This window comes from Actinoplanes sp. NPDC051475, assembly GCF_040689425.1.
GTDB lineage: Bacteria > Actinomycetota > Actinomycetes > Mycobacteriales > Micromonosporaceae > Actinoplanes.
The window spans coordinates 39,516-59,053 of the sequence record NZ_JBFAZZ010000026.1; the positions used below are offsets into that span (position 1 = coordinate 39,516).

Consider the following 19,538-nt stretch of genomic DNA (forward strand, 5'->3'; position numbering starts at 1 on the left):
GTGGCCCGCATCCTGCTCGTCGACGACGACGCCCAGCTCCTGCGTGCCCTGCGGATCAACCTCACCGCTCGCGGGTACGTGGTCGTCACCGCGGCCGACGGCACCGGGGCGCTCACCGCGGCCGCCCGGACCCCGCCCGACCTGGCCGTCATCGACCTGGGGCTCCCCGACCTGGACGGCGTCACCGTGGTCCAGGGACTCCGCGGCTGGACCGGCCTGCCGGTGATCGTGCTGTCGGCACGCGACGCCGAGGCCGCCAAGGTGGCCGCGCTGGACGCCGGAGCCGACGACTACGTCACCAAGCCGTTCGGCATGGACGAACTGCTCGCCCGCATCCGGGCCGCTCTCCGCCGGGCGGCGCCCGCACCGGACAGCGGCGACGCCACCATCACCACCGCGGCGTTCACGATCGACCTGGCCGCCAAGCGGCTCACCACGGCGGCCGGCGAGGTACGCCTCACCCCGACCGAATGGCACCTGCTCGAGATCCTCGCGCGCAACCCGGGCAAGGTGATCGACCACCGCCGGCTCCTCCGCGAGGTGTGGGGGCCGGCGTACGGGAACGAGACCAACTACCTGCGGGTGCACTTCGCCAACCTGCGCCGCAAGATCGAGCCCGATCCGGCCCGGCCGCGCTACGTCGTGACCGAGCCGGGACTCGGCTACCGGTTCACGCCCTGATCTGTCTTCTCTGCCCGGATCTTGTGGCCCACGCTGGTGAGGCACCTTCCGCTCGGCAGGTCGAACTTCCAGCCGTGCAGCTGGCAGGTGAGGACGTTGCCCTCGACGATGCCGAAGCGGCTCAGGTCGGCCTTGAGGTGCGGGCAGCGGCGCTGGACCGTCCAGTCGCCGAGCTGGGTGTCCTCGGCCTCCACCGACTTCTCGTGCTCGTCGTACCAGCCCTCGGCGTACTGCAGGCGCTCCTCGCTGAGGCACTTGAAGAACGCGTAGACGAACTCGTTGTACTGGCCGATCCGGGCCGCGGTGAAGCGGCAGGAGAGGAAGAGGGAGTTCACCCAGTCGCCCTCGTCGATGAAGATGAGGTGTTCGACCAGTTCGCGCTGGGTGCGGAAGCGGTATCGGACCTTCTCGTCGGCGTACGAGCGGACCTGCTTGCCGGGGAAGTCCACCACGATCGACTCGATGGCGTCGCCGTCGTAGCTGACCAGGTCGAAGCGGACCGGGCCGCCGACGCCCTTGGCCAGGTAGATCGACTCCTCGAGCAGCGGCTCGATGCGCTTCTTGAGCTCCCCGAGCACGTCGATCTCGGGGTGCCGCCAGGACGCCTTCTCGGCGGCGATGATCGGCGCCTTGCGCTCGCGCATCTCCTCGAGGTGGGCCTTCTTGTTGGCGAAGAACTCGTCGACGTCGGTGGGGTGGGTGGTCTCGATGCTCTCCGTGGTGAGCTCGGACGCGCTGCCGGGCAGCAGGACGACGGCGTTGGTGCCGCCGACCTTCGCGTACTCGGTCATGAAGACCGACTGGTCGGGGAAGATGTTGCCCTCGTCGCCGAAGATGTCGTTGAACTGCCACAGCTCGTCGTCGAGGAAGCACGGCGGGCCGGCGATCGGGAAGACGTGGTCGGCCTTCAGGTCGTCGATGTAGCGCCAGGTGCGGTCGAACTGCCGGTCGCGCTTCTGCTTGCCGAACGCGGTCTTGGCCGCCTGGGGCAGCTCGTAGACCATCGGGTACCAGATCGCGCCGGAGAACTGGAGCATGTGCGCGTGTACGTGGCCCAGCTCGGCGAAGGTCGAGAGATCCGTGGGGCGGGCGTCGTTCTGGTTCAGCACGCGGACACCCTCGTGCTCGACCCAGAGCGAGGAGTCGCCGATCGGCCCGTCGGTGGGGCTGATCAGCGCCTGGATCATGATCCTCAGGCCGCCGTCGAGCTCGTGCACCTCGTTGCTCTTGGTCTTGAAGAAGCTGGTGAAGCCCAGCTCGCGCAGCTCGTCCTCGAGCTGGCTGGTCGGGTACTCCGGGAGGAGCACCGTGGCCTTCTTGCTGATGAAGCTCTTGAGGTGCTCGGCGTCGAAGTGGTCACGGTGCAAGTGTGAGACGTAGAGGTAGTCGACGTCGCCCAGCGTCTCCCAGTCGAGCTGCGAGTTGTCCGGGAACGGGAACCACGACGCGAAGTACGCCGGGTTGACCCACGGATCGCACAGGATGCTGCCCGCGCCCGTGTCGATCCGCATGCTGGCATGCCCAGTGCCCGTGATCCGCACCGTGTCACTCCCTCGGCTCCTAGGACGATCCGACGGCATCGAAGGTACCGGGTACGGGTTGGTGAGCCGCGCGCGGAGGCTCCGTGCGAGACTGACGATGACGTTCGCACCGCTTCCTCGAGGAGGACCGAGTCGTGGCAGAAGAGCCGGTTTACGCGCCTGACCAGCTCAAGCCGGGCAACCGCAAGTGGGCCCGGATCGGCGCGCTGGGATCGGCCGCGATCATGCTGCTCTACATGTGGGGCAACCACGAGGGCAACACCGAGAACGTCTGGCTCGCCGGCATGGCGCTGCTGCTGGTCGGCATCGTCCTGGCCGACGTGGTCCTGCGCCGCAACGGCCTCAAGGCGAACGACCAGTAAGACGACGACGGCCCGCTCCCTCGAGGAAGCGGGCCGTTCCCGTGCGTCAGCGACGCCGCAGCAGGATGTCCTTGACCTCGCGCAGCGCAGCGTCGACCTCCGCCTCGAAGTAGCCTCCCGGAACCAGCCCGAACTGCAGCGTGTCGAGCTCGTTCTCGGGCACCGGCATCGGGCCCCGGCCGGTCATGGCCTGCAGGATGCTCTCGAAGAGGCGGTCGACCTGGACCGGGTCGTAGCCACTGCCGAAACGGCGGGGCTGGAAGGTGCGGCGCAGCTGGTCCACGCGGTAGAGCTCGGGGTTGCCGCCGCCGGCACCGCCGCCCATCGGGGGGCCACCCATCGGCGGACCGCTCATCGGGGGGCCGCTCATGGGCGGGCCGCTCATCGGGGCCGGGCCGCCGAAGCCGCCCCGGTCGCGCTCCGGCATGCGGATCTCGGCGGTCATGTCGGCCTTGCCGTGCCGGCCGGGCTCGAACTGCTCATAGCCGCCCGTGTCGTAGCCCTGCGGGGTCGGAGGGCGCTGCGGGGGCTGCTGGCCGCCGTAGCCGGGCTCCTCGTAGCGACCGTACGGGTCCGGGCCGGGCATCTGCCGCTGCGGCATCTGCTGCGGCTGCATGCGGTCTTCCGCGTACGGGTCCCGGGCGTACTGGTCGTCGCGGGCGTACTGGTCGTCGCGGGCGTACTGGTCGTCGCGGGCGAACTGGCGGTCGTCGCGGACCGGGGCCTGCAGCCGCTCGGTCGGCGGGGCGGCCCGGCCGGCACCCTGGCTCATCCGGTCGGGGGGCATGGCGCCGCCCCGCATCGGCTCGGGCTGCAGCCGCGCCTCGGGACCCCGGCCGCCGCCGCGGTCCTCGAACTCGGCCAGCTGCCGCTCCACCCGGTCGAGGTGCAGGTCGACCTGCCACTCGTCATAGCCGCCGAAACGCACCCGGAAGACGACGTCGTGCACCTCCTGGGCGCCCACGGGCGCACCGACCGACTCGCCGGCGAGGGTGGCCTCCACCCGGTCCAGGAAGGCGTCGACCTCGTCGACCTTGTAGCCGCGGCGCAGTGCGCGACGGCGGAAACGCTGCCCCTGACTCGTCACAACGTCTCCCAAATTCGCGTCTGCTGGGAACCAGGCCCAGTCATCGTGCCACCTCCGCGTCGGTGGGGACGCCCCCGGCGTCCTCCACCGTCAGCTCACTTGCGGCCAGCTGGCCGCACGCACCGTCGATCTCCCGGCCCCGGGTGTCGCGGACCGTGGTCGCGACGCCGGCCTCCCGCAGCCGGCGGACGAACTCGCGCTCGACCGGCTTGGGGCTGGCGTCCCACTTGCTGCCCGGCGTGGGGTTGAGCGGGATCAAGTTCACATGCGCCAGCTTGCCGTGCAGCAGCCTGCCAAGCAGGTCGGCACGCCAGGGCTGATCGTTTACGTCCCTGATCAGGGCGTATTCGATGGAGATCCGACGACCGGTCTGCGCCGCGTAGCCGAAGGCGGCATCGAGCACCTCGGCCACCTTCCAGCGCTGGTTGACGGGCACTAGCTCATCGCGCAGATCATCATCAGGGGCGTGCAGGGACAGCGCAAGGGTCACGGACAGCTCTTCGGCGATCAACCGCCGCATTGCGGGCACGAGGCCCACGGTGGAGACGGTGATGTGCCGTTGTGACAGCCCAAGGCCCTCCGGCGCCGGGGCGGTGAGGCGCCGTACGGCCTCGATCACCCGGGGGTAGTTGGCCATCGGCTCACCCATGCCCATGAATACGACCCGGGACAGCCGCGGCGGAGAGCCGGTCACCGCGCCCGAGGCGGCGACGCCCGCGAGATACACGACCTGGTCGACGATCTCGGCCACGGACAGGTTGCGGGTGAGCCCCGCCTGGCCGGTGGCGCAGAACGGGCACGCCATGCCACAGCCCGCCTGGCTGGACACGCAGGCGGTGACCCGGTCGGGGTAGCCCATGAGCACGCTCTCGACCAGCGCGCCGTCGTGCAGCTTCCACAGCGTCTTGCGGGTCGCGCCGTCGTCGCAGGCCAACTCCCGCTGCGGGGTCAGCAGGGTGGGCAGCAGGTCCTCGGCGAGCCGGGCGCGGGTGGCGGCCGGCAGGTCGGTCATGGCCTCGGGGTCGCGCACGAGCCGGCCGAAGTAGTGCGTGGAGAGCTGCTTGGCGCGGAAAGCGGGCTCGCCCAGGTCGGTCACGGCGGCTCGGCGCCCGGCCAGGTCCAGGTCGGCGAGGTGGCGCGGCGGCATGGCAGGGCGGCGGCGCGTGGGAACCGCGTCGGGGGTATCGGGGCTGGTCGGGATGACCGGAAGAATCGTCATGGCTTATCCAGTCTCCCACGTCGCGTACGCATGCCTACCCCGGCGGCGCGATGAGGGAGAGCAGCAGATACGCCGCGGGGACGGCGAAGAGGATCGAGTCGAGCCGGTCCATGAGGCCGCCGTGGCCGGGCAGCAGGTTGCTCATGTCCTTGATCCCGATGTCGCGCTTGAGCATCGACTCGGCCAGGTCGCCGACGACTGCGGCGACCGAGATCACTGCGCCGAAGAGCAGCCCCCAGCCGAACGAGATGTCGAGGAGGAAGTACAGCAGCAGCGAGCTGCCCACGGCGGCCGCGGTGAGCGAACCGGCGAAGCCCTCCCAGGACTTCTTGGGGCTGATGGCCGGCGCCATCGGGTGCTTGCCGAAGAAGACGCCGGCCGCGTACCCGCCGGTGTCGGAGAGCACCACCGCGAGCAGCGCACACAGCACCCGCTCGGCGCCGTCGTCCGGCTTGACGAGCAGCACGCCGAAGCTGAGCAGGAAGGGCACGTACACGGTGATCAGCGCGGCCGCGGCGAGATCCCGGCGGAAGCCGGCCTTGTGCTCGCTGAAGCGCCAGACCAGCGCCGCGAGCAGGGTCGCGACCAGGCCGAGCTGGAGCGCGTCCGGGCCCTCGTACCAGGCCAGGCCGGTCATCAGCAGGCCGCCGCCGATCAGCGGGACCAGCGGGGGCCGGGCCCCGGTGACCTTGAGGGCGCGCACCATCTCCCAGATGCCGACGCCGGCGGCGAGCGCGATGACGCCGAGGAAGGCCGGCTTCCAGACGATCATGGAAAGCAGCACGGCGAGCACCAGGCCGGTGCCGACGCCGATCGCCGCGGGCAGGTTGCGCCCGGCACGGCCCTTCTGCTTCGGCGGCACCGGCTTGCCGTCCCGTCCCGCGCGGCGCTTGCCCGGCCCGCGCCGGGCCACTTCCGCTGTGGTCAACTCCCACTCCGCCTGTGAGGTCGAGGTGGCGGCGGTGGGGGCCGCCCAGGGCGGCTCCGCCGCGGCGCCCGCACCGACCGGCGGCGCTGCCGGGTCGATGGTCCACGAGGGGGCCGGGGGCTGCGTCTCCCAGATCGCTCCCGTCCGCGGCGCCGGGGCGCCGGGGCCGCCGCCCGCAAGCCCCTCGGTGGGCGCCGGTTGTCCGGCAAACGGCGCCGGGGCGTCGGAGGGATCAGACGCCCGGCTGCCGGAGTGCCCGCCGCGGGGCTCGGGGTACGACGACATCAGACCTCGAGCAGCTCGGTTTCCTTGTGCTTGACCAGTTCGTCCACGACCCCGACGTAGCGGTGCGTGAGGTCGTCCAGCTCCTTCTCCGCGCGGCGGACCTCGTCCTCGCCGGCGTCGCCGTCCTTGACGAGACGGTCGAGCTGCTCCTTGGCCTTACGGCGCACGTTGCGGATCGCCACGCGGCTCTCCTCGGCCTTGTGCCGAGCAACCTTGGTCATCTCGCGGCGCCGCTCCTCGGTCATCTGCGGCAGGTGGATGCGCAGCTGGGTGCCCTCGTTGTTGGGGTTCACCCCGAGGTCAGAGTCGCGGATCGCGCGCTCGATCGGGCCGAGCTGCGTCTGGTCGTACGGCTTGACGATCACCATGCGCGGCTCGGGCACCCCGACGGACGCCATCTGGGTCACCGGGGTGGGCGCGCCGTAGTAGTCGACAACAATCTTGGAGAACATCGCCGGCGTAGCACGACCCGTACGGATCGCGGCGAACTCCTCCTTGGCGTGCTCGACCGCGCTCTCCATCTTCTCTTCGGCCTCGAAGAGGATCTCGTCGATCACCGCTCCGTCGCCTCCTTGCTTCTACTGGACTTTCCGATGGTGGTCGTGGCGCGGGATCACGTGGTGATCAAGGTACCGATCTTCTCGCCGCTGACGGCTCGGACGATGGTGTCGTCACCCTGGGCCCCGAAGACGAGCATGGGCAGGCCGTTCTCCTCGCAGAGGCTGAAAGCGGCCTGGTCGGCCACCCGAAGACCCTGCTGGAGCACGCCCGCGAAGGTGATGTGCTCGATCTTGCGGGCACCCGGATCGGTACGGGGATCCGCGGTGTAGACGCCGTCGACACCGTTCTTGCTCATCAGCACCAGATCGGCGTGGATCTCCAGGGCGCGCTGCGCCGTGACCGTGTCCGTGGAGAAGTACGGCATGCCGGCGCCGGCGCCGAAGATGACGACGCGGCCCTTCTCGAGGTGCCGGATCGCCCGCAGCGGGATGTACGGCTCGGCGACCTGGGCCATCGTGATCGCGGTCTGCACCCGCGTCTCGATGCCCTCCTTCTCGAGGAAGTCCTGCAGCGCCAGGCAGTTCATGACCGTGCCGAGCATGCCCATGTAGTCGGCGCGGTTGCGGTCCATGCCGCGCTTCTGCAGCTCGGCACCGCGGAAGAAGTTGCCGCCGCCGACGACGACGGCGATCTGCACACCGCGGCGGGTCACTGTGGCGATCTGCCGGGCGATGCCCTGCACGACGTCGGGGTCGACGCCCACCGCGCCGCCGCCGAAGACCTCGCCGGAGAGCTTGAGGACGACCCGCCGGGGCCGTTCGGGCCGCGGCACCGGAACCTCGCCCACCGCGACAGTCTGCTCGGTCACCATCGTCATGCCGACCCCGCCCTTCCTTCGCTAACCCGAGACCTTATGTGACGGGGAGGCCGGGCGCTTGCTTCGCGTCCCGACCTCCCCCTCGGCTTGGATTACTCCTGGCCGACCTCGAACCGGACGAAGCGCGTGACCTCGATGCCGGCGTCGGTGGCGACCTGCTTGACCGTCTTCTTGTTGTCGGTGACCGACGGCTGCTCGAGCAGGACGAAGTCCTTGAAGAAGGAGTTCACCCGGCCCTCGACGATCTTGGGCAGCGCCTGCTCGGGCTTGCCCTCCTCGCGCGCGGTCTCCTCGGCGATGCGGCGCTCGTTCTCGACCGTCTCGGCCGGGACCTCGTCGCGGGTGAGGAACTTCGGCCGCATCGCGGCGATCTGCATGCCGACCGCGCGGGCGTCGTCGACGCCGGCCTCGTCGTCCTTGCCGGTGTACTGCACCAGGACGCCCACCTGCGGCGGCAGGTCCTGAGCCTTGCGGTGCAGGTAGACCGCGACGGTGCCGTCGAGCTCGACGAAGCGGTTGAGCACGATCTTCTCGCCGATCTTGGCGGAGAAGTCCTGGATCACGTCGGTGACGGCGCGGCCGTCCTCGAGCTTGGAGCCGAGCAGCGCGGCGGCGTCGGCCGCCTTGGTCTTGGAGCCGTGCTCGACCAGCGTCTGACCCAGCTCGACGAAGTCGGCGGTCTTGGCGACGAAGTCGGTCTCGCAGTTGAGCTCGAGCAGCGCGGTGCCGAAGTGGCTGACGATGCCGTTCGCGGCCGTCCGGCCGGCGCGCTTGCCGACGTCCTTGGCACCCTTGATGCGCAGGAACTCGACGGCCTTGTCGAAGTCACCGTCCGACTCGTCGAGCGCCTTCTTGCAGTCCATCATGCCGGCGCCGGTGAGGTCGCGGAGCTTCTTCACGTCCGCGGCGGTGTAGTTGGCCATGACTCTCTCTTCGATCCTCGGGAAGGTCTCGGGACTGCAGGTGCCGGCCACCGTCTCCGGCGGCCGGCTCCTGAGGGATTACTCCGCGGCGGTCGCGATCGGCTCGGCGGCGATCGGCTCGGCGGCGGCCGGCTCAGCAGCGGCCGGCTCGGCAGCGGCAGCCGGCGCAGCGGCGGCAGCGGCCGGCTCAGCAGCGGCGGGCTCGGCAGCGGCAGCCGGCGCAGCGGCGGCAGCGGCAGGCTCGGCGTCCGCGGCCTTCTTCTCGGCACCCTCGTAGAGGTCGCGCTCCCACTCGGGCAGCGGCTCGCCGGCGGCGACGGTGGTGGCCTCGGGCTTCTCGTCGACGGCGCCCCGGCCCCGGCCGGAGCGGGCGATCAGGCCGTCGGCGACGGCGGTCGCGACGACCCTGGTCAGCAGCTCGGCGGAGCGGATCGCGTCGTCGTTGCCCGGGATCGGGAAGTCGACCTCGTCCGGGTCACAGTTGGTGTCGAGCACCGCGATGACCGGGATGCCCAGCTTGCGGGCCTCGTCGACGGCGATGTGCTCCTTCTTGGTGTCGACGACCCAGATCGCCGACGGCACCTTCGTCATGTCCCGCAGACCACCGAGGGTCTTGGTGAGCTTGGTCTTCTCACGGAAGAGCTGAAGGGTCTCCTTCTTGGTGTAACCCGCGGCGGTGCCGGTCAGGTCACCCAGAGCCTCGAGCTCCTTCATGCGCTGCAGACGCTTGTACACCGTCTGGAAGTTGGTGAGCATGCCGCCCAGCCAGCGGTGGTTGACGTACGGCTGGCCCACGCGGGTCGCCTGCTCGGCGATCGCCTCCTGGGCCTGCTTCTTGGTGCCGACGAAGAGGATGTGGCCACCCTCGGCGACGGTGTCCCGCACGTATGCGTAGGCCTTCTCGATGTACTCGAGGGTCTGGCGCAGGTCGATGATGTAGATACCGTTGCGCTCGGTGAAGATGAAGCGCTTCATCTTCGGGTTCCAGCGCCGGGTCTGGTGCCCGAAGTGGACACCGCTCTCCAGCAGCTGACGCATGGTCACGACGGCCATGGTGAATTGCTCCCTGTTTTCCCTGGTTGTCACGCTCACCGGCGGTGGGCGTCCTGGCGCCCGGTCGCCGGCCCGGGATGGACCCGAAGAACATCGGGACCAGGGAGGGCCGTCGCTGACGGCTCATGATCAAACCAGCACTGATCGACACAGCATCTAGATCAACCATGCACGTTGCAGAGGGCGCGCGAGGTCGACCGCACGAGGCGGTCGCCGTCGACCAGCATACGCCGTGCGTCCGAAGGCCCGCTTCCGGGCGGGTCCCGGACGGTCCGTCGCCGTCAGGCGACGCCCAGGCCCGCGGCGAGAAGCAGGATCAAACCCACCGGAAGGTACGCCAAAGGCGGGCGCAACCAGGCCTCGAGGCCGGTCACACGCCCTTCCCCGGAGAGTGTGTAGAGCCCCAAGCCGGTGAGCGGCAGCCCGAGGATCAGCAGGACGGCCGGCACCACGCCCCGGGCGGCCGGGTCCTCGATGAAGGCAGCCTGGATCAGCAACAGGACGGCGGGGACGAGCAGGACGGCAGTACCGACCGCGAAGGCCACGGCGAAAACCGGACGCCGGGCGCCGAAAGGAGCCGGCTTGGGGCTCGTGGGCGTCCCCCCGTACGTGGTGGCGGTCGTCACGGTGGAGACAGTCGGGGCGGGATCGGGGCCACCGGTCGGCCGGACCGTGGGGTACTCCGGGCCGCGCACCGGGATGCGTAGCGAACCGGAATCGGTCGGCGACACCGAGTGACCACCCGAGGTCGTCACCGGATCGGGCGACGAGTACCCCGCAGGAGCCGCGTAAGGATCTGCGGGGCGCTGCTCCGGAAGCCGGAACGCACCACTGGGGCGCTCGTACACCCCCGAGTCGTAAGGGTTCACGGCCGGACCCTGAGCTGTGTAAGAGCCCGGATCGGCGGAGGCGCGCTGCCCCGTGTACCAGCTCGGCTCCGGCTCTTCGGCGTACCGGCGATGTCCGTCCACGATTTCGCACCGTAGGTGACGCGGACGCGGGATGCCACCGCAGAGCCCTTATCACCTCTCAGTGATCACCGAACGGTTATCCACAGTTGCCCTCCGTCCACAACCGCCCACCCCCGCCGCCGAGATCCGGGCCAGGGTGGCCCCATGACGAACCAGAGACAAGCGGTCGGCGCGTACGGCGAACGCCTCGCCGAACGCCACCTGAGCGACCAGGGCCTGATAACCCTGGCCCGCAACTGGCGCTGCGGCGACGGCGAGATCGACCTGATCCTCCGCGACGGCGACGACGTGGTCTTCTGCGAGGTGAAGACCCGCCGCAGCGAGACGTACGGGACACCGGCGGAGGCGATCAGCCGCACGAAGGTCCAGCGATTGCGCAGACTGGCGGCGCGATGGCTGGCACAGAGCACGCTGCGGCCGCGGGAGGTCCGCTTCGACGTGGTGGCGGTGACACCACAACCGAAAGGCCCGGCCCAGGTCGAACACCTCCGCGCGGCCTTCTGAATGAGCTACGCCCGAATCCTCTGCGTCGGCCTCGTCGGCATGGCCGGTCACGTGGTGGAGGTTGAGGCCGACCTTTCGATGGGGTTACCGGCCGTCGTCCTCACCGGTCTTCCGGATGCGGCCCTCAACGAGGCGCGAGATCGCGTCCGAGCTGCCGTCGTCAACTCCGGTCAACGCTGGCCCAACCGCCGCATCACGGTGAACCTGTTGCCGGCCACCTTGCCGAAACAAGGCAGCGCGTTCGACGTGGCCATCGCTTGCGCCTTGCTCGCAGGAGCGGGAGAGCTACCACTCGAGCCCTTGGAGGGAGTGGTGGTCCTCGGCGAGCTCGGCCTGGACGGGACGGTCCGCCCGGTGCGGGGCATCCTCCCGATGGTCGCCGCGGCCGCAGCCGCCGGCCTCGAGCGAGTCATCGTGCCCTTCGAGAACGCCCGCGAGGCCACCATGATCCCAGGGATGGCGATCGAGGCCATGGACTCCCTGCGCCGGCTCGTGTCGTTCGTCCGCGGCGGACACGACCTCCTTGCGCCGCCTCCACCGATCCCTGCCACGGAACCCCGCGGCCCGGATCTGGCCGACATCGCCGGACAGGACTTCGGCCGGTACGCGATCGAGGTCGCCGCGGCAGGCGGACACCACCTCTGCATGCTCGGTCCGCCAGGCGCAGGCAAGACGATGCTCGCCGAGCGACTACCGTCGATTCTCCCTGAGCTGGACGACACCTCTGCGGTGGAAGTGACCGCGCTCCAGTCGATAGCCGGAGTGCTCCCGCCCGACGGAAGGCTGGTCCGGCGTCCCCCATTCCAGGCGCCGCACCACAGCGCCAGCCTCGCCGCCCTGGTCGGCGGCGGTTCAGGTCTTGCACGGCCCGGCGCGATCTCCCTCGCCCACCGCGGCGTCCTCTTCCTCGACGAGGCGCCGGAATTCGCCAACGGCACCCTGCAGGCGCTGCGCCAACCACTCGAGAGCGGTCGCGTCGTGCTGGCGCGAGCACGCGGCAACACCGAATACCCGGCCCGCGTCCAGCTCGTCCTCGCCGCTAATCCCTGCCCCTGCGCCAATCCCGGCGGAGAACAGTTCTGCCAATGCACCGCCCTGGTGCGGCGCCGCTACCTGAGCAGGATCTCAGGGCCACTACTCGACCGGATCGACATCCAGATCACCCTGCCGCCGATCCGCGCCGCCCAGCTGATGACGACAGCGATGGCGGCTGAACCCTCCGCAGTTGTTGCCCGACGGGTCGCCAAGGCCAGAGCCGCGGCCACGGCCCGTTGGGCAGCCGAGGGGTGGCTGGTCAACGCGGACGTACCGGGGCCGCACCTGAGGAGGGCGCCGTGGCGCCTGCCGCCGAAGGCGACCGCCGCCCTGCGAACAGGTTTGGACCGAGGTTCGCTGTCGGCTCGCGGATTCGACCGGATCCTCCGGCTGGCGTGGACCATCGCCGACCTGGACGGGCGGCAAAGACCGAGCGGCTCCCACGTGGACGAGGCCGCGCAACTGAGGATGGGAGACGCGCATGCTCGAAAAACCGAACACTGATCGCCCGCTCCACCGCCGGCACCTCTCCGGCGTACCCGAGCGAACCGTCGGCATCCTGCGCCGGAGCCGGCCGCCCACCGCAACCAAGACCGACGACAGGACGGCGAAGTGACGACCCCGCCGGGAAGCGACACCGATCGCCTGGCGCGGGTCGCCCTCACCTGGCTCGCCGAGCCCGGCAACCGCGTCATCTGGCACCTGGTGCAGGCCCACGGCGCCGACGAGACCTTGACCCGCCTGATCGCCGGCGACATTCCCGAAGCTGCCTTGCGTACGGCGGTCGCATCGCGCTCGGACTCCGGAGATCCGCACCGGATCGCCGAGATCGCCCTCCGCCGCGCCCAGCGCCTCGGCGCCCGCGTGGTCGTGCCGGCCGACGACGAGTGGCCCATCGGCGTCGAGGCGCTGGCGACCCTGGAACTGGACGTCGCCGGCCGGGTCAACCGGGACGTACGCCCACCGCTCTGCTTATGGGTACGCGGCTCCCGGCCACTGAGCGACGCCTTCGCCCGTTCCGTCGCCATCGTGGGCGCGCGCGCCGCGACACCGTACGGGCAGCACGTCACCACCGACCTCGCGTACGGGCTCGCGGAGCAGGAGTGGACGGTGGTCTCCGGCGGGGCGTTCGGCATCGACGCCGCGGCGCACCGGGCGACCCTGGCGGCGGGCGGGTTCACGGTCGCGGTGCTGGCGTGCGGGGTCGACCGGCCGTACCCGGTGGGCAACGCCGCAATGTTCGAACAGATAGCGGAAAGCGGCCTGCTGATGAGCGAATGGCCACCAGGCGCGGAGCCGCTGCGGCACCGGTTCCTCATCCGCAACCGCGTCATCGCCGCGGGGACGTCGGGCACGGTCGTCGTGGAGGCGGCGGCCCGCAGTGGCGCATTCCAGACGATGAGTCGGGTGGTCGCCCTGAACAGGCACGCGATGGTCGTCCCAGGACCGGTCACCTCGGCGATGTCGGTGGGCTGCCACGAACTGCTCCGCCGATACCCGCACACGCGGCTGGTGACGAACGTGGCGCACGTACTCGACGAGGTCGGCAGGATCGGCGAGTATCTGGCGGAACCGGCCCGCGCCCGCAACCACGTCCGCGACGACCTCGACGAGGAATCGGCCCTGGTCCTGGAGGCGGTCCCCCACCGCGGCAGCGCCGGCCCCGAGCAGCTCGCGGTAAGAGCAGGACTGGGCTTGCGTACGGTGCTGCGCCGCCTGTCCCTCCTGGAGATGAAAGGTCTGGTGGTACGCCGGAACGACGGAATAGCCCTGGCGGCGTTGGCCCGGAGCGCGGTGGCTCGTACGGGCTTTCCGCCTCAGGACCCCACATGAGCAAGCGTCCACTTCGGCGGTGCGCAAGCAACTAGCAGTGCGACCGCCTGCAATCGCTCCGCTCCGGCCGGACCCGGTCGTCCTATTCGGCGTCGTCGACGTCGCGGCGGTGCGCCTTCATCCAGACTTCGACGTCCTCCGCGAGCCAGACCTTGCCTTGCGCCAGGTCAGCGATGGGCGCAGGGAAATCCGCGCGGCTGGTGATCTGGTACGCCCGCTGCCGGCTCACCATGCCCAGACGGACGCGGATCTCGTGCGCACCCATGAGTCGGATTGCCTTAGCCACATGATCGACCGTAGACTTATGACTATTGGTCATGGGTCAACTTGCTGAGAGACGTCTAGTCATACGTCAAGTAGGGTAGCTTCATGACTAGCCCACCCAGGCGAAGCTCAGCCCAGGTCACGCACGTACACCCTCGGGCGCCATCGGCCGACCCTGAGGCACTGCCCCGCCTGCGGTCGTCGACAACGTCGTCCATCGCCAGCCCAAGATCCGCAAGACTCGATTCAGTCTGCACCTGCATCATCTCGACCTCGAACCACACCACTTCGGCGCGACAGAACGTTTCAGAGCCGACGGACAGCCTTTCATCGCCGCACGACATGGTCGCAGCGCGAAACAACCTTGATGTGGACCAGAGACAGACGCCTCTCACCGGGAAGAACTGGCTGACTACACGCCCGTCCCCGGCCGGCAGTCACCACGAACCACATCCCACAGCCGCAGCGCTCGACAGCACCCACGTGGACCAGGAACAGACGCCCCTCACCGGGAAGAACTGGCTGACTACACGCCCGTCCCCGGCCGGCAGTCACCACGAACCACAGTGCGTCGACCCCGAATCGCGCTCGGGACATTCCGTCAGGCGACCGTTCGTCTCCATCGCTGCACCGGCCGCGGCTCGGTGCCTAGCGTGGTCCTGACTGCGCCGTGTCGAAGGCGTGATCACGACCCTGGATCGGCCTCTGCCGTGGTGCAAACCTGCATAGGCGCACCTCGAGCCAGGGCGGCACTTGGTCCGGCCTCGAGCAGGCAATGACGCGCCTAGGCAGCTGTGATTCCGAGCTCGGCCAGGCAGGAATCGGAGCCGCCATCAGCGACCCGGCGGGCGTGGTCGTTGCCTTCGGTCGTCACTTCGGAAATCCGCCTTCAGCGTATGAGATCACGCGCAGACCGCGTTGATCACGCCAGCAGCTCCGCCGTGACGACGAGAGCCACCCACTGCGTGCACCAAACGGCGCCGCTCCATTTCGGAATAGACCCTGCCGCCGACACCTGTGTGGTCTCGGCCTGGCCATTCGACGGGCGCGCAAGGGAGACGACAGCTAGAGCCGCTGCCGGACAGCCGCCGGCCGGACACGCGACGACCGGACAAGCAACCGCCGGACAAGCAACCGCCGGACAAGCGACGACCGGACAAGCAACCGCCGGACAGGCGACGGTTCGAAGCCGACGGCCCCGGGCCGACCTCCGAAAGCCGACCGCCGGAAAGCCGATCGCCACAGGACCGACCGCCCGAAAGCAGACGGCACCGAGCCGACGGCCGGAAAGCCGACCACCGCAGTGCCAACGCCAGGCAGCCAGCAGCCGGCCGCCAGCAGCCGCCACATTCCGTCTCGGCCCGAATCCGCGGCACCGCTCACCCGCGGCGCCGTGCTCCGCACCACGACGGCCGAGCTTTCCCATCTCACCTCATCCCTCAGAAAGGCAGTCCGTCGAATGGCTGCAGATACTTCAGAAACCCCAGACCTGGAACGCTTCGGCTATCGCCAGGAGCTCCGGCGTACCTTGAGCTTCGGTGACCTGGTCGTCTACGGCCTGATCTATATGGTCGTCATCGCCCCAATGGGCATCTTCGGCTCGGTCTTCCAGGCCTCCGGCGGCATGGTCGCCCTGGCCTACGCGATCGGAATGGTCGCGATGATGGTGACCGCCTCGTCCTATGGCGTGATGACCCAGGCCTATCCGATGGCAGGCTCGGTCTACACGTACGCCGGACGGGCGCTCGCCCCCTGGATCGGTTTTCTGGCCGGCTGGACGATCCTGCTCGATTACGTTCTCGTTCCCGGACTGTTGTCGCTGATCGCCGCGGCGTCGATGACTTCGGTGGTTCCGGCCGTACCGGTGGGGGCGTGGATTGTCGCCTTTGTGGTTGTCAATGCGGTGCTGAATCTGTTCGGCATCAAGACCACACGGTTGCTCAACAAGGTGTTTCTCGTCGGGCAGCTCGCCATCCTCGCGATATACGTGGCTGCCGCGGTCATGGCTTTGGCGACCGGGCGCGGGCGGGGGTTCTCGTGGGAGCCGATCTATGCCAGTAGCCAGTTTCATTTCGGATTGCTGGCTACGGCGGCGTCGGTGGCGACCCTCTCGTTTCTGGGCTTCGATGCGCTGTCCACTTTGGCCGAGGATGCCAGAGGTGGGCCGAGGCAGGTGAGCCGCGCCATGGTTGCCGCGTTGGGGATCACCGGTTTGGTGTTCATTGCGCAGACCTTTCTGGCTGCGTTGCTGGTGGAGGATCCCGCGGCGCTGATCGCCGACGGTGATCCGGCCGGGACGGCGTTCTTCGAGACCGCCCGCGTCGCGGCCGGGTCGTGGCTGGCCACCCTGACCGCGCTCGCCACCGCTTTGGCGTGGGGTCTGGCCAACAACATGGTCGCCCAGGTGGGCACGTCGCGGCTGCTTTACGCGATGGCCCGCGACCGGCAGCTGCCGGCATTTCTGGCAAGAGTTTCGGTACGGCGATCCGTACCCGCCAACGGCATTCTGCTGACCGCCGTCATCTCCCTGGTTCTCGGCTTGTACATGGCTTCGCGGGACGACGGGATCTCCCTGATGGCGAGCCTGGTGAACTTCGGGGCGATCCTGTCGTTCATCGTGGTGCACTTGTCGGTCGTCGCCCGCCGCGTTCGGGTGGGCCGGGCCGCGGGTGGGGCGGTGCGCACCGTCCTGATGCCGATGGTGGGCGTACTGATCCTCAGCGGAATCGTGGTCAACGCGAACATCCTGGCCCAACGCACCGGGCTCGCCTGGCTCGGCTCGGGCGTACTCGTGTTGCTGGTGCTGACGGCCACGGGACGCCGCCCCTATCTGGCCGGTCTTGGTTCCGCCGGACGCGACGAGTTTCCCGTGGCAGGCGACCGTGACTGAGCACATGTCGTTCGTACCCGCCGTCGACACCACGACCGGTTACACCTTCGGCGGCAAGGACGCTGTCGGCCACATCCTGCCGCGTCAACCGGTGCGGCTGCGCACTCTCGACTGCTTCGCCGGCAATGTCCGCTCGGCCGATGATCTGCCGAGCAGGGTGTGCACGATGCCGTACCTGAATCCGGTGACCGGCCCGTTGCACGTCTTGGGGGCGCAGCCCGGCGACACTCTGGCCGTACACATAGTGTCTTTGACTCCGGTGGGTGGGGTTGGCTTCTCGTCGACGTTTCCGCACTTCGGCGCCCTGACCGGCACCCACACGACGGCCATGTTGCACCCACCGCTGACCGAACGCGTGTGGGAGTACACGATCGATCACCGGCGGGCGACGGTTCGTTACGCCGCCCGGGGCAGCAGCTATCACGTCGACCTGCCGCTCGTACCGATGCTCGGCACCATCGGTGTCGCGCCTGCCGCCGGCGAGGTCCGGGCCTCGATCCTTCCCGGCAGCCACGGCGGCAATCTCGACAGCCCGCTGATCCGGGCCGGCACCACCGTCTACCTGCCGGTCAACGTGCCGGGCGCGCTGCTTGCGATGGGCGACGGGCACGCTCGCCAGGGCGACGGCGAGCTGTGCGGGGTGGCCGTCGAGGTGCCGATGGACGTCGTGCTGATGGTCGACGTGGTTCCCGGCGTACCGTCGGCATCGCCCCGGCTGGAGACCGACGTTGCCGTCATGTCGGTCGGGATCGCCCGGCCGCTGGAAGACGCGTACCGGATGGCCCACGCCGACCTGGTGCACCACGTCGCCGCGCTGACCGGGCTGGACCTGCTCGACGCGTATCAGCTCGTCTCCCAGGCCGGCCGCGCTCACGTCGGCAACGTGGTCGACGCCGAGTACACGATCGTCGCGGCCATCGACAAACGGTTGCTGCGAGGCGATCCGCCGTACCGCGGTACGCATCAACGGCTCCGCATCAGCAACCACTCGTCGCTCGGGGCGGTGGTCTGATGCCCGCCGAGCCAGGCGGCCGCGCGGGCGACCCGCGCCTGAGCCGCGACATCGCCTCGGTCCGCGACCAGCTGTGGCTGCTCGCTCACGACGAGACCCGGGACCTGCGTCCCCGCCTGGACGTCCGAGCCCTTGACGTCGGCCTGGCCGGCGCGACCGTCGTGGACCTGCTGCTGCAGGACCGCGTCCACCTGCTCGACGGCCGGGTCCGCCTCCGCGACTACCAGACCAGGCCGACCGCCGACCCGATCGCCGGGGCCGTCCTGACCACCATCCGCGACCGGCGGGAACCACGGCTCGCCGAACTGCTGCGAGATCCGACCCTCCATCTGTACGACCGCACCGTAGCGGCATTGATCGCCGCCGGGACCCTGGTCGAGCACCGCCGCCTGCTCCGTGGCAGCCGCTACCGCCTGGTCGATGACGCCATCGCCACCTGGGTCCGGTCGCAGTTCATCCGGCGGCTCTACAAAACCGACGTACGCGACAGCGCCCTCGACGCGTTGTGCGCACTCGCCTGGGCGCTGAACCTGCACAGCACGCTGCTGCTTCCGTACAGCACCGCGGAAGCCGACGCCATCCTCCGCACCATCACCGAACAGATCCCGGCCCGCGCCGGCACCGTCTCCCGGCTCGCCGTCATCCCGCACCTCGCCGGACTCGTCCGCCACGCCATCGGCGACCTGGCCACCGCACCCTTCTGACCGTCGAATCCCGCTCACAGCAAGGACTTCACCACATGGCTCCCGACGAGAACCGGCCGATCATCGACACCTCAGTGGCGCATCCCGCCCGCCGCTACAACTACTGGCTGGGCGGCAAGGACAACTTCAAGGCCGATCGCGAGTCGGCCGATGCCATCGAGGCCATTTATCCGTACGTCCGCACCACCGCCCTGCAGAACCGGCTGTTCCTGCAACGCGTCGTGCGGTACCTCGTGAAGGAGGCCGGCGTCCGCCAGTTGCTCGACATCGGCACCGGCCTCCCCACCGCCGACAACACCCACGAGGTCGCCCAGGCCATCGAACCCACAACCCGCATCGTGTACGTGGACAACGACCCGCTCGTCCTCGTCCACGCCCGCGCCCTGCTCGTCAGCGATCCACGGGGAAGGACCGCCTACCTGGAGGCCGACATGCGGGAGCCGGAACGCATTCTGGCCGATGCCGAGTTGACCAGCACCCTGAACCTCGACGAGCCCGTCGGTCTGCTGCTCATCGCCGTCCTGCACTTCATCACGGACACGGAGCAGGCCGCCGGCATCGTGAGAACCCTGATGGACGGGCTGGCACCGGGCAGCTACGTCGCCCTGTCGCACGGCACAGGTGATTTCCTGCCGCGGGGAACTGCTGATGCGTTGCGTATGAAGAACTTTGACTTCACGTTGCGCAGCCGGGCGCAGATTGAGCATTTGTTCGACGGCTATGACGTTGCGCCTCCCGGGGTGGAAGTCATCAGTGACTGGCGCAATCCTGGGGGTGAAGTGCCTCCGGCGGATCAGGTTGCGGGTTATGGGGGGCTCGCTCGCAAGCCTGCCGATTGATCGGTCGCGGCCCGAAGATCGCACGAGCC

At 69.4% G+C, this 19,538-nt stretch carries 19 protein-coding genes; 9 read left to right on the plus strand and 10 right to left on the minus strand.

The annotated features are described in order from the left end of the window. A complete protein-coding gene (locus tag AB0368_RS35545; protein WP_366158432.1) occupies positions 1-681 on the plus strand; it encodes a response regulator in 681 nt (226 codons plus the stop codon). On the opposite strand, the gene AB0368_RS35550 is transcribed toward AB0368_RS35545, so the two are convergent. After that, a complete protein-coding gene (locus AB0368_RS35550; protein ID WP_366158433.1) occupies positions 663-2,222 on the minus strand; it encodes a Rieske 2Fe-2S domain-containing protein in 1,560 nt (519 codons plus the stop codon). The two genes, AB0368_RS35545 and AB0368_RS35550, sit on opposite strands and share 19 nt — an antisense overlap. Positions 2,223-2,356: 134 nt before the next feature. Between AB0368_RS35550 and AB0368_RS35555 the strand changes: the two genes are divergently transcribed. Beyond that, the gene (locus AB0368_RS35555) at positions 2,357-2,584 is read left to right on the plus strand and encodes a DUF2631 domain-containing protein (RefSeq protein ID WP_366158434.1); all 228 of its coding nucleotides are present in this window, start codon (positions 2,357-2,359) and stop codon (positions 2,582-2,584) included. Positions 2,585-2,630: 46 nt separating this feature from the next. Here AB0368_RS35555 and AB0368_RS35560 read toward each other — a convergent pair whose 3' ends face one another. The 8 genes from AB0368_RS35560 to AB0368_RS35595 all read right to left on the minus strand — a co-directional run bounded on the left by AB0368_RS35560 (position 2,631) and on the right by AB0368_RS35595 (position 10,326). Further along, a complete protein-coding gene (locus AB0368_RS35560) occupies positions 2,631-3,671 on the minus strand; it encodes a DivIVA domain-containing protein (protein ID WP_366158435.1) in 1,041 nt (346 codons plus the stop codon). Positions 3,672-3,711: 40 nt separating this feature from the next. Continuing rightward, a complete protein-coding gene (rlmN, locus tag AB0368_RS35565) occupies positions 3,712-4,890 on the minus strand; it encodes a 23S rRNA (adenine(2503)-C(2))-methyltransferase RlmN (RefSeq protein WP_366158436.1) in 1,179 nt (392 codons plus the stop codon). A gap of 34 nt (positions 4,891-4,924) precedes the next feature. Next, entirely contained in the window at positions 4,925-6,103 is a 1,179-nt protein-coding gene (locus AB0368_RS35570) for a phosphatidate cytidylyltransferase (RefSeq protein ID WP_366158437.1), read from the minus strand. Beyond that, entirely contained in the window at positions 6,103-6,660 is a 558-nt protein-coding gene (gene frr / locus AB0368_RS35575; protein ID WP_366158438.1) for a ribosome recycling factor, read from the minus strand. Before frr ends, AB0368_RS35570 begins: the two co-directional genes overlap by 1 nt. 56 nt (positions 6,661-6,716) lie before the next feature. Next, positions 6,717-7,472: a UMP kinase gene (gene pyrH, locus AB0368_RS35580; protein ID WP_245908129.1), complete on the minus strand. Its 756-nt coding sequence runs from the start codon at positions 7,470-7,472 to the stop codon at positions 6,717-6,719. A 101-nt stretch (positions 7,473-7,573) separates the two neighbouring features. Next, positions 7,574-8,404 carry a translation elongation factor Ts gene (gene tsf / locus AB0368_RS35585; RefSeq protein WP_366158439.1) on the minus strand — a complete coding sequence of 277 codons (831 nt, stop codon included), beginning with the start codon at positions 8,402-8,404 and terminating at the stop codon, positions 7,574-7,576. Positions 8,405-8,482: 78 nt separating this feature from the next. Then, on the minus strand, positions 8,483-9,457 hold the full coding sequence (gene rpsB / locus AB0368_RS35590; protein ID WP_366158440.1) for a 30S ribosomal protein S2: 975 nt from the start codon (positions 9,455-9,457) through the stop codon (positions 8,483-8,485). A gap of 281 nt (positions 9,458-9,738) precedes the next feature. Continuing rightward, positions 9,739-10,326, minus strand: coding sequence for a hypothetical protein (locus AB0368_RS35595; RefSeq protein ID WP_366158441.1), 588 nt, complete (start codon positions 10,324-10,326; stop codon positions 9,739-9,741). A 246-nt stretch (positions 10,327-10,572) separates the two neighbouring features. On the opposite strand from AB0368_RS35595, the gene AB0368_RS35600 reads away from it, so the two are divergent. The 3 genes from AB0368_RS35600 to dprA all read left to right on the plus strand — a co-directional run bounded on the left by AB0368_RS35600 (position 10,573) and on the right by dprA (position 13,800). Then, the gene (locus AB0368_RS35600; protein WP_366158442.1) at positions 10,573-10,932 is read left to right on the plus strand and encodes a YraN family protein; all 360 of its coding nucleotides are present in this window, start codon (positions 10,573-10,575) and stop codon (positions 10,930-10,932) included. Then, positions 10,933-12,471, plus strand: coding sequence for a YifB family Mg chelatase-like AAA ATPase (locus tag AB0368_RS35605; protein WP_366158443.1), 1,539 nt, complete (start codon positions 10,933-10,935; stop codon positions 12,469-12,471). A 108-nt stretch (positions 12,472-12,579) separates the two neighbouring features. Beyond that, positions 12,580-13,800: a DNA-processing protein DprA gene (gene dprA, locus AB0368_RS35610; RefSeq protein WP_366158444.1), complete on the plus strand. Its 1,221-nt coding sequence runs from the start codon at positions 12,580-12,582 to the stop codon at positions 13,798-13,800. Positions 13,801-13,882: 82 nt separating this feature from the next. On the opposite strand, the gene AB0368_RS35615 is transcribed toward dprA, so the two are convergent. After that, on the minus strand, positions 13,883-14,065 hold the full coding sequence (locus AB0368_RS35615; RefSeq protein ID WP_366158473.1) for a DNA-binding protein: 183 nt from the start codon (positions 14,063-14,065) through the stop codon (positions 13,883-13,885). 1,458 nt (positions 14,066-15,523) lie between these two features. Between AB0368_RS35615 and AB0368_RS35620 the strand changes: the two genes are divergently transcribed. From AB0368_RS35620 to AB0368_RS35635, 4 genes are read left to right on the plus strand one after another with little or no spacing between them, the layout of a single operon-like run. Continuing rightward, positions 15,524-16,954 carry an APC family permease gene (locus tag AB0368_RS35620; protein ID WP_366158445.1) on the plus strand — a complete coding sequence of 477 codons (1,431 nt, stop codon included), beginning with the start codon at positions 15,524-15,526 and terminating at the stop codon, positions 16,952-16,954. A 4-nt stretch (positions 16,955-16,958) separates the two neighbouring features. Next, positions 16,959-17,966 (plus strand): acetamidase/formamidase family protein, encoded by a 1,008-nt coding sequence (locus AB0368_RS35625; protein ID WP_366158474.1) that lies wholly within the window; start codon positions 16,959-16,961, stop codon positions 17,964-17,966. Next, complete coding sequence (locus AB0368_RS35630; RefSeq protein ID WP_366158446.1) at positions 17,966-18,670, plus strand: GPP34 family phosphoprotein; 705 nt, start codon at positions 17,966-17,968, stop codon at positions 18,668-18,670. Before AB0368_RS35625 ends, AB0368_RS35630 begins: the two co-directional genes overlap by 1 nt. Before the next feature lie 35 nt (positions 18,671-18,705). Continuing rightward, the gene (locus tag AB0368_RS35635; protein ID WP_366158447.1) at positions 18,706-19,509 is read left to right on the plus strand and encodes an SAM-dependent methyltransferase; all 804 of its coding nucleotides are present in this window, start codon (positions 18,706-18,708) and stop codon (positions 19,507-19,509) included. The last annotated feature ends 29 nt before the right edge of the window (positions 19,510-19,538 follow it).

What these genes read in the sequence shown, in the direction of transcription:
- AB0368_RS35615 (WP_366158473.1), bottom strand. Translation starts at nt 14,065, where the DNA reads ATGGGTGCGCACGAGATCCGCGTCCGTCTGGGCATGGTGAGCCGGCAG.
- tsf (WP_366158439.1), bottom strand. Translation starts at nt 8,404, where the DNA reads ATGGCCAACTACACCGCCGCGGACGTGAAGAAGCTCCGCGACCTCACC.
- AB0368_RS35620 (WP_366158445.1), top strand. Translation starts at nt 15,524, where the DNA reads ATGGCTGCAGATACTTCAGAAACCCCAGACCTGGAACGCTTCGGCTAT.
- AB0368_RS35635 (WP_366158447.1), top strand. Translation starts at nt 18,706, where the DNA reads ATGGCTCCCGACGAGAACCGGCCGATCATCGACACCTCAGTGGCGCAT.
- AB0368_RS35605 (WP_366158443.1), top strand. Translation starts at nt 10,933, where the DNA reads ATGAGCTACGCCCGAATCCTCTGCGTCGGCCTCGTCGGCATGGCCGGT.
- rlmN (WP_366158436.1), bottom strand. Translation starts at nt 4,890, where the DNA reads ATGACGATTCTTCCGGTCATCCCGACCAGCCCCGATACCCCCGACGCG.
- AB0368_RS35600 (WP_366158442.1), top strand. Translation starts at nt 10,573, where the DNA reads ATGACGAACCAGAGACAAGCGGTCGGCGCGTACGGCGAACGCCTCGCC.
- AB0368_RS35625 (WP_366158474.1), top strand. Translation starts at nt 16,959, where the DNA reads ATGTCGTTCGTACCCGCCGTCGACACCACGACCGGTTACACCTTCGGC.
- AB0368_RS35570 (WP_366158437.1), bottom strand. Translation starts at nt 6,103, where the DNA reads ATGTCGTCGTACCCCGAGCCCCGCGGCGGGCACTCCGGCAGCCGGGCG.
- AB0368_RS35630 (WP_366158446.1), top strand. Translation starts at nt 17,966, where the DNA reads ATGCCCGCCGAGCCAGGCGGCCGCGCGGGCGACCCGCGCCTGAGCCGC.
- rpsB (WP_366158440.1), bottom strand. Translation starts at nt 9,457, where the DNA reads ATGGCCGTCGTGACCATGCGTCAGCTGCTGGAGAGCGGTGTCCACTTC.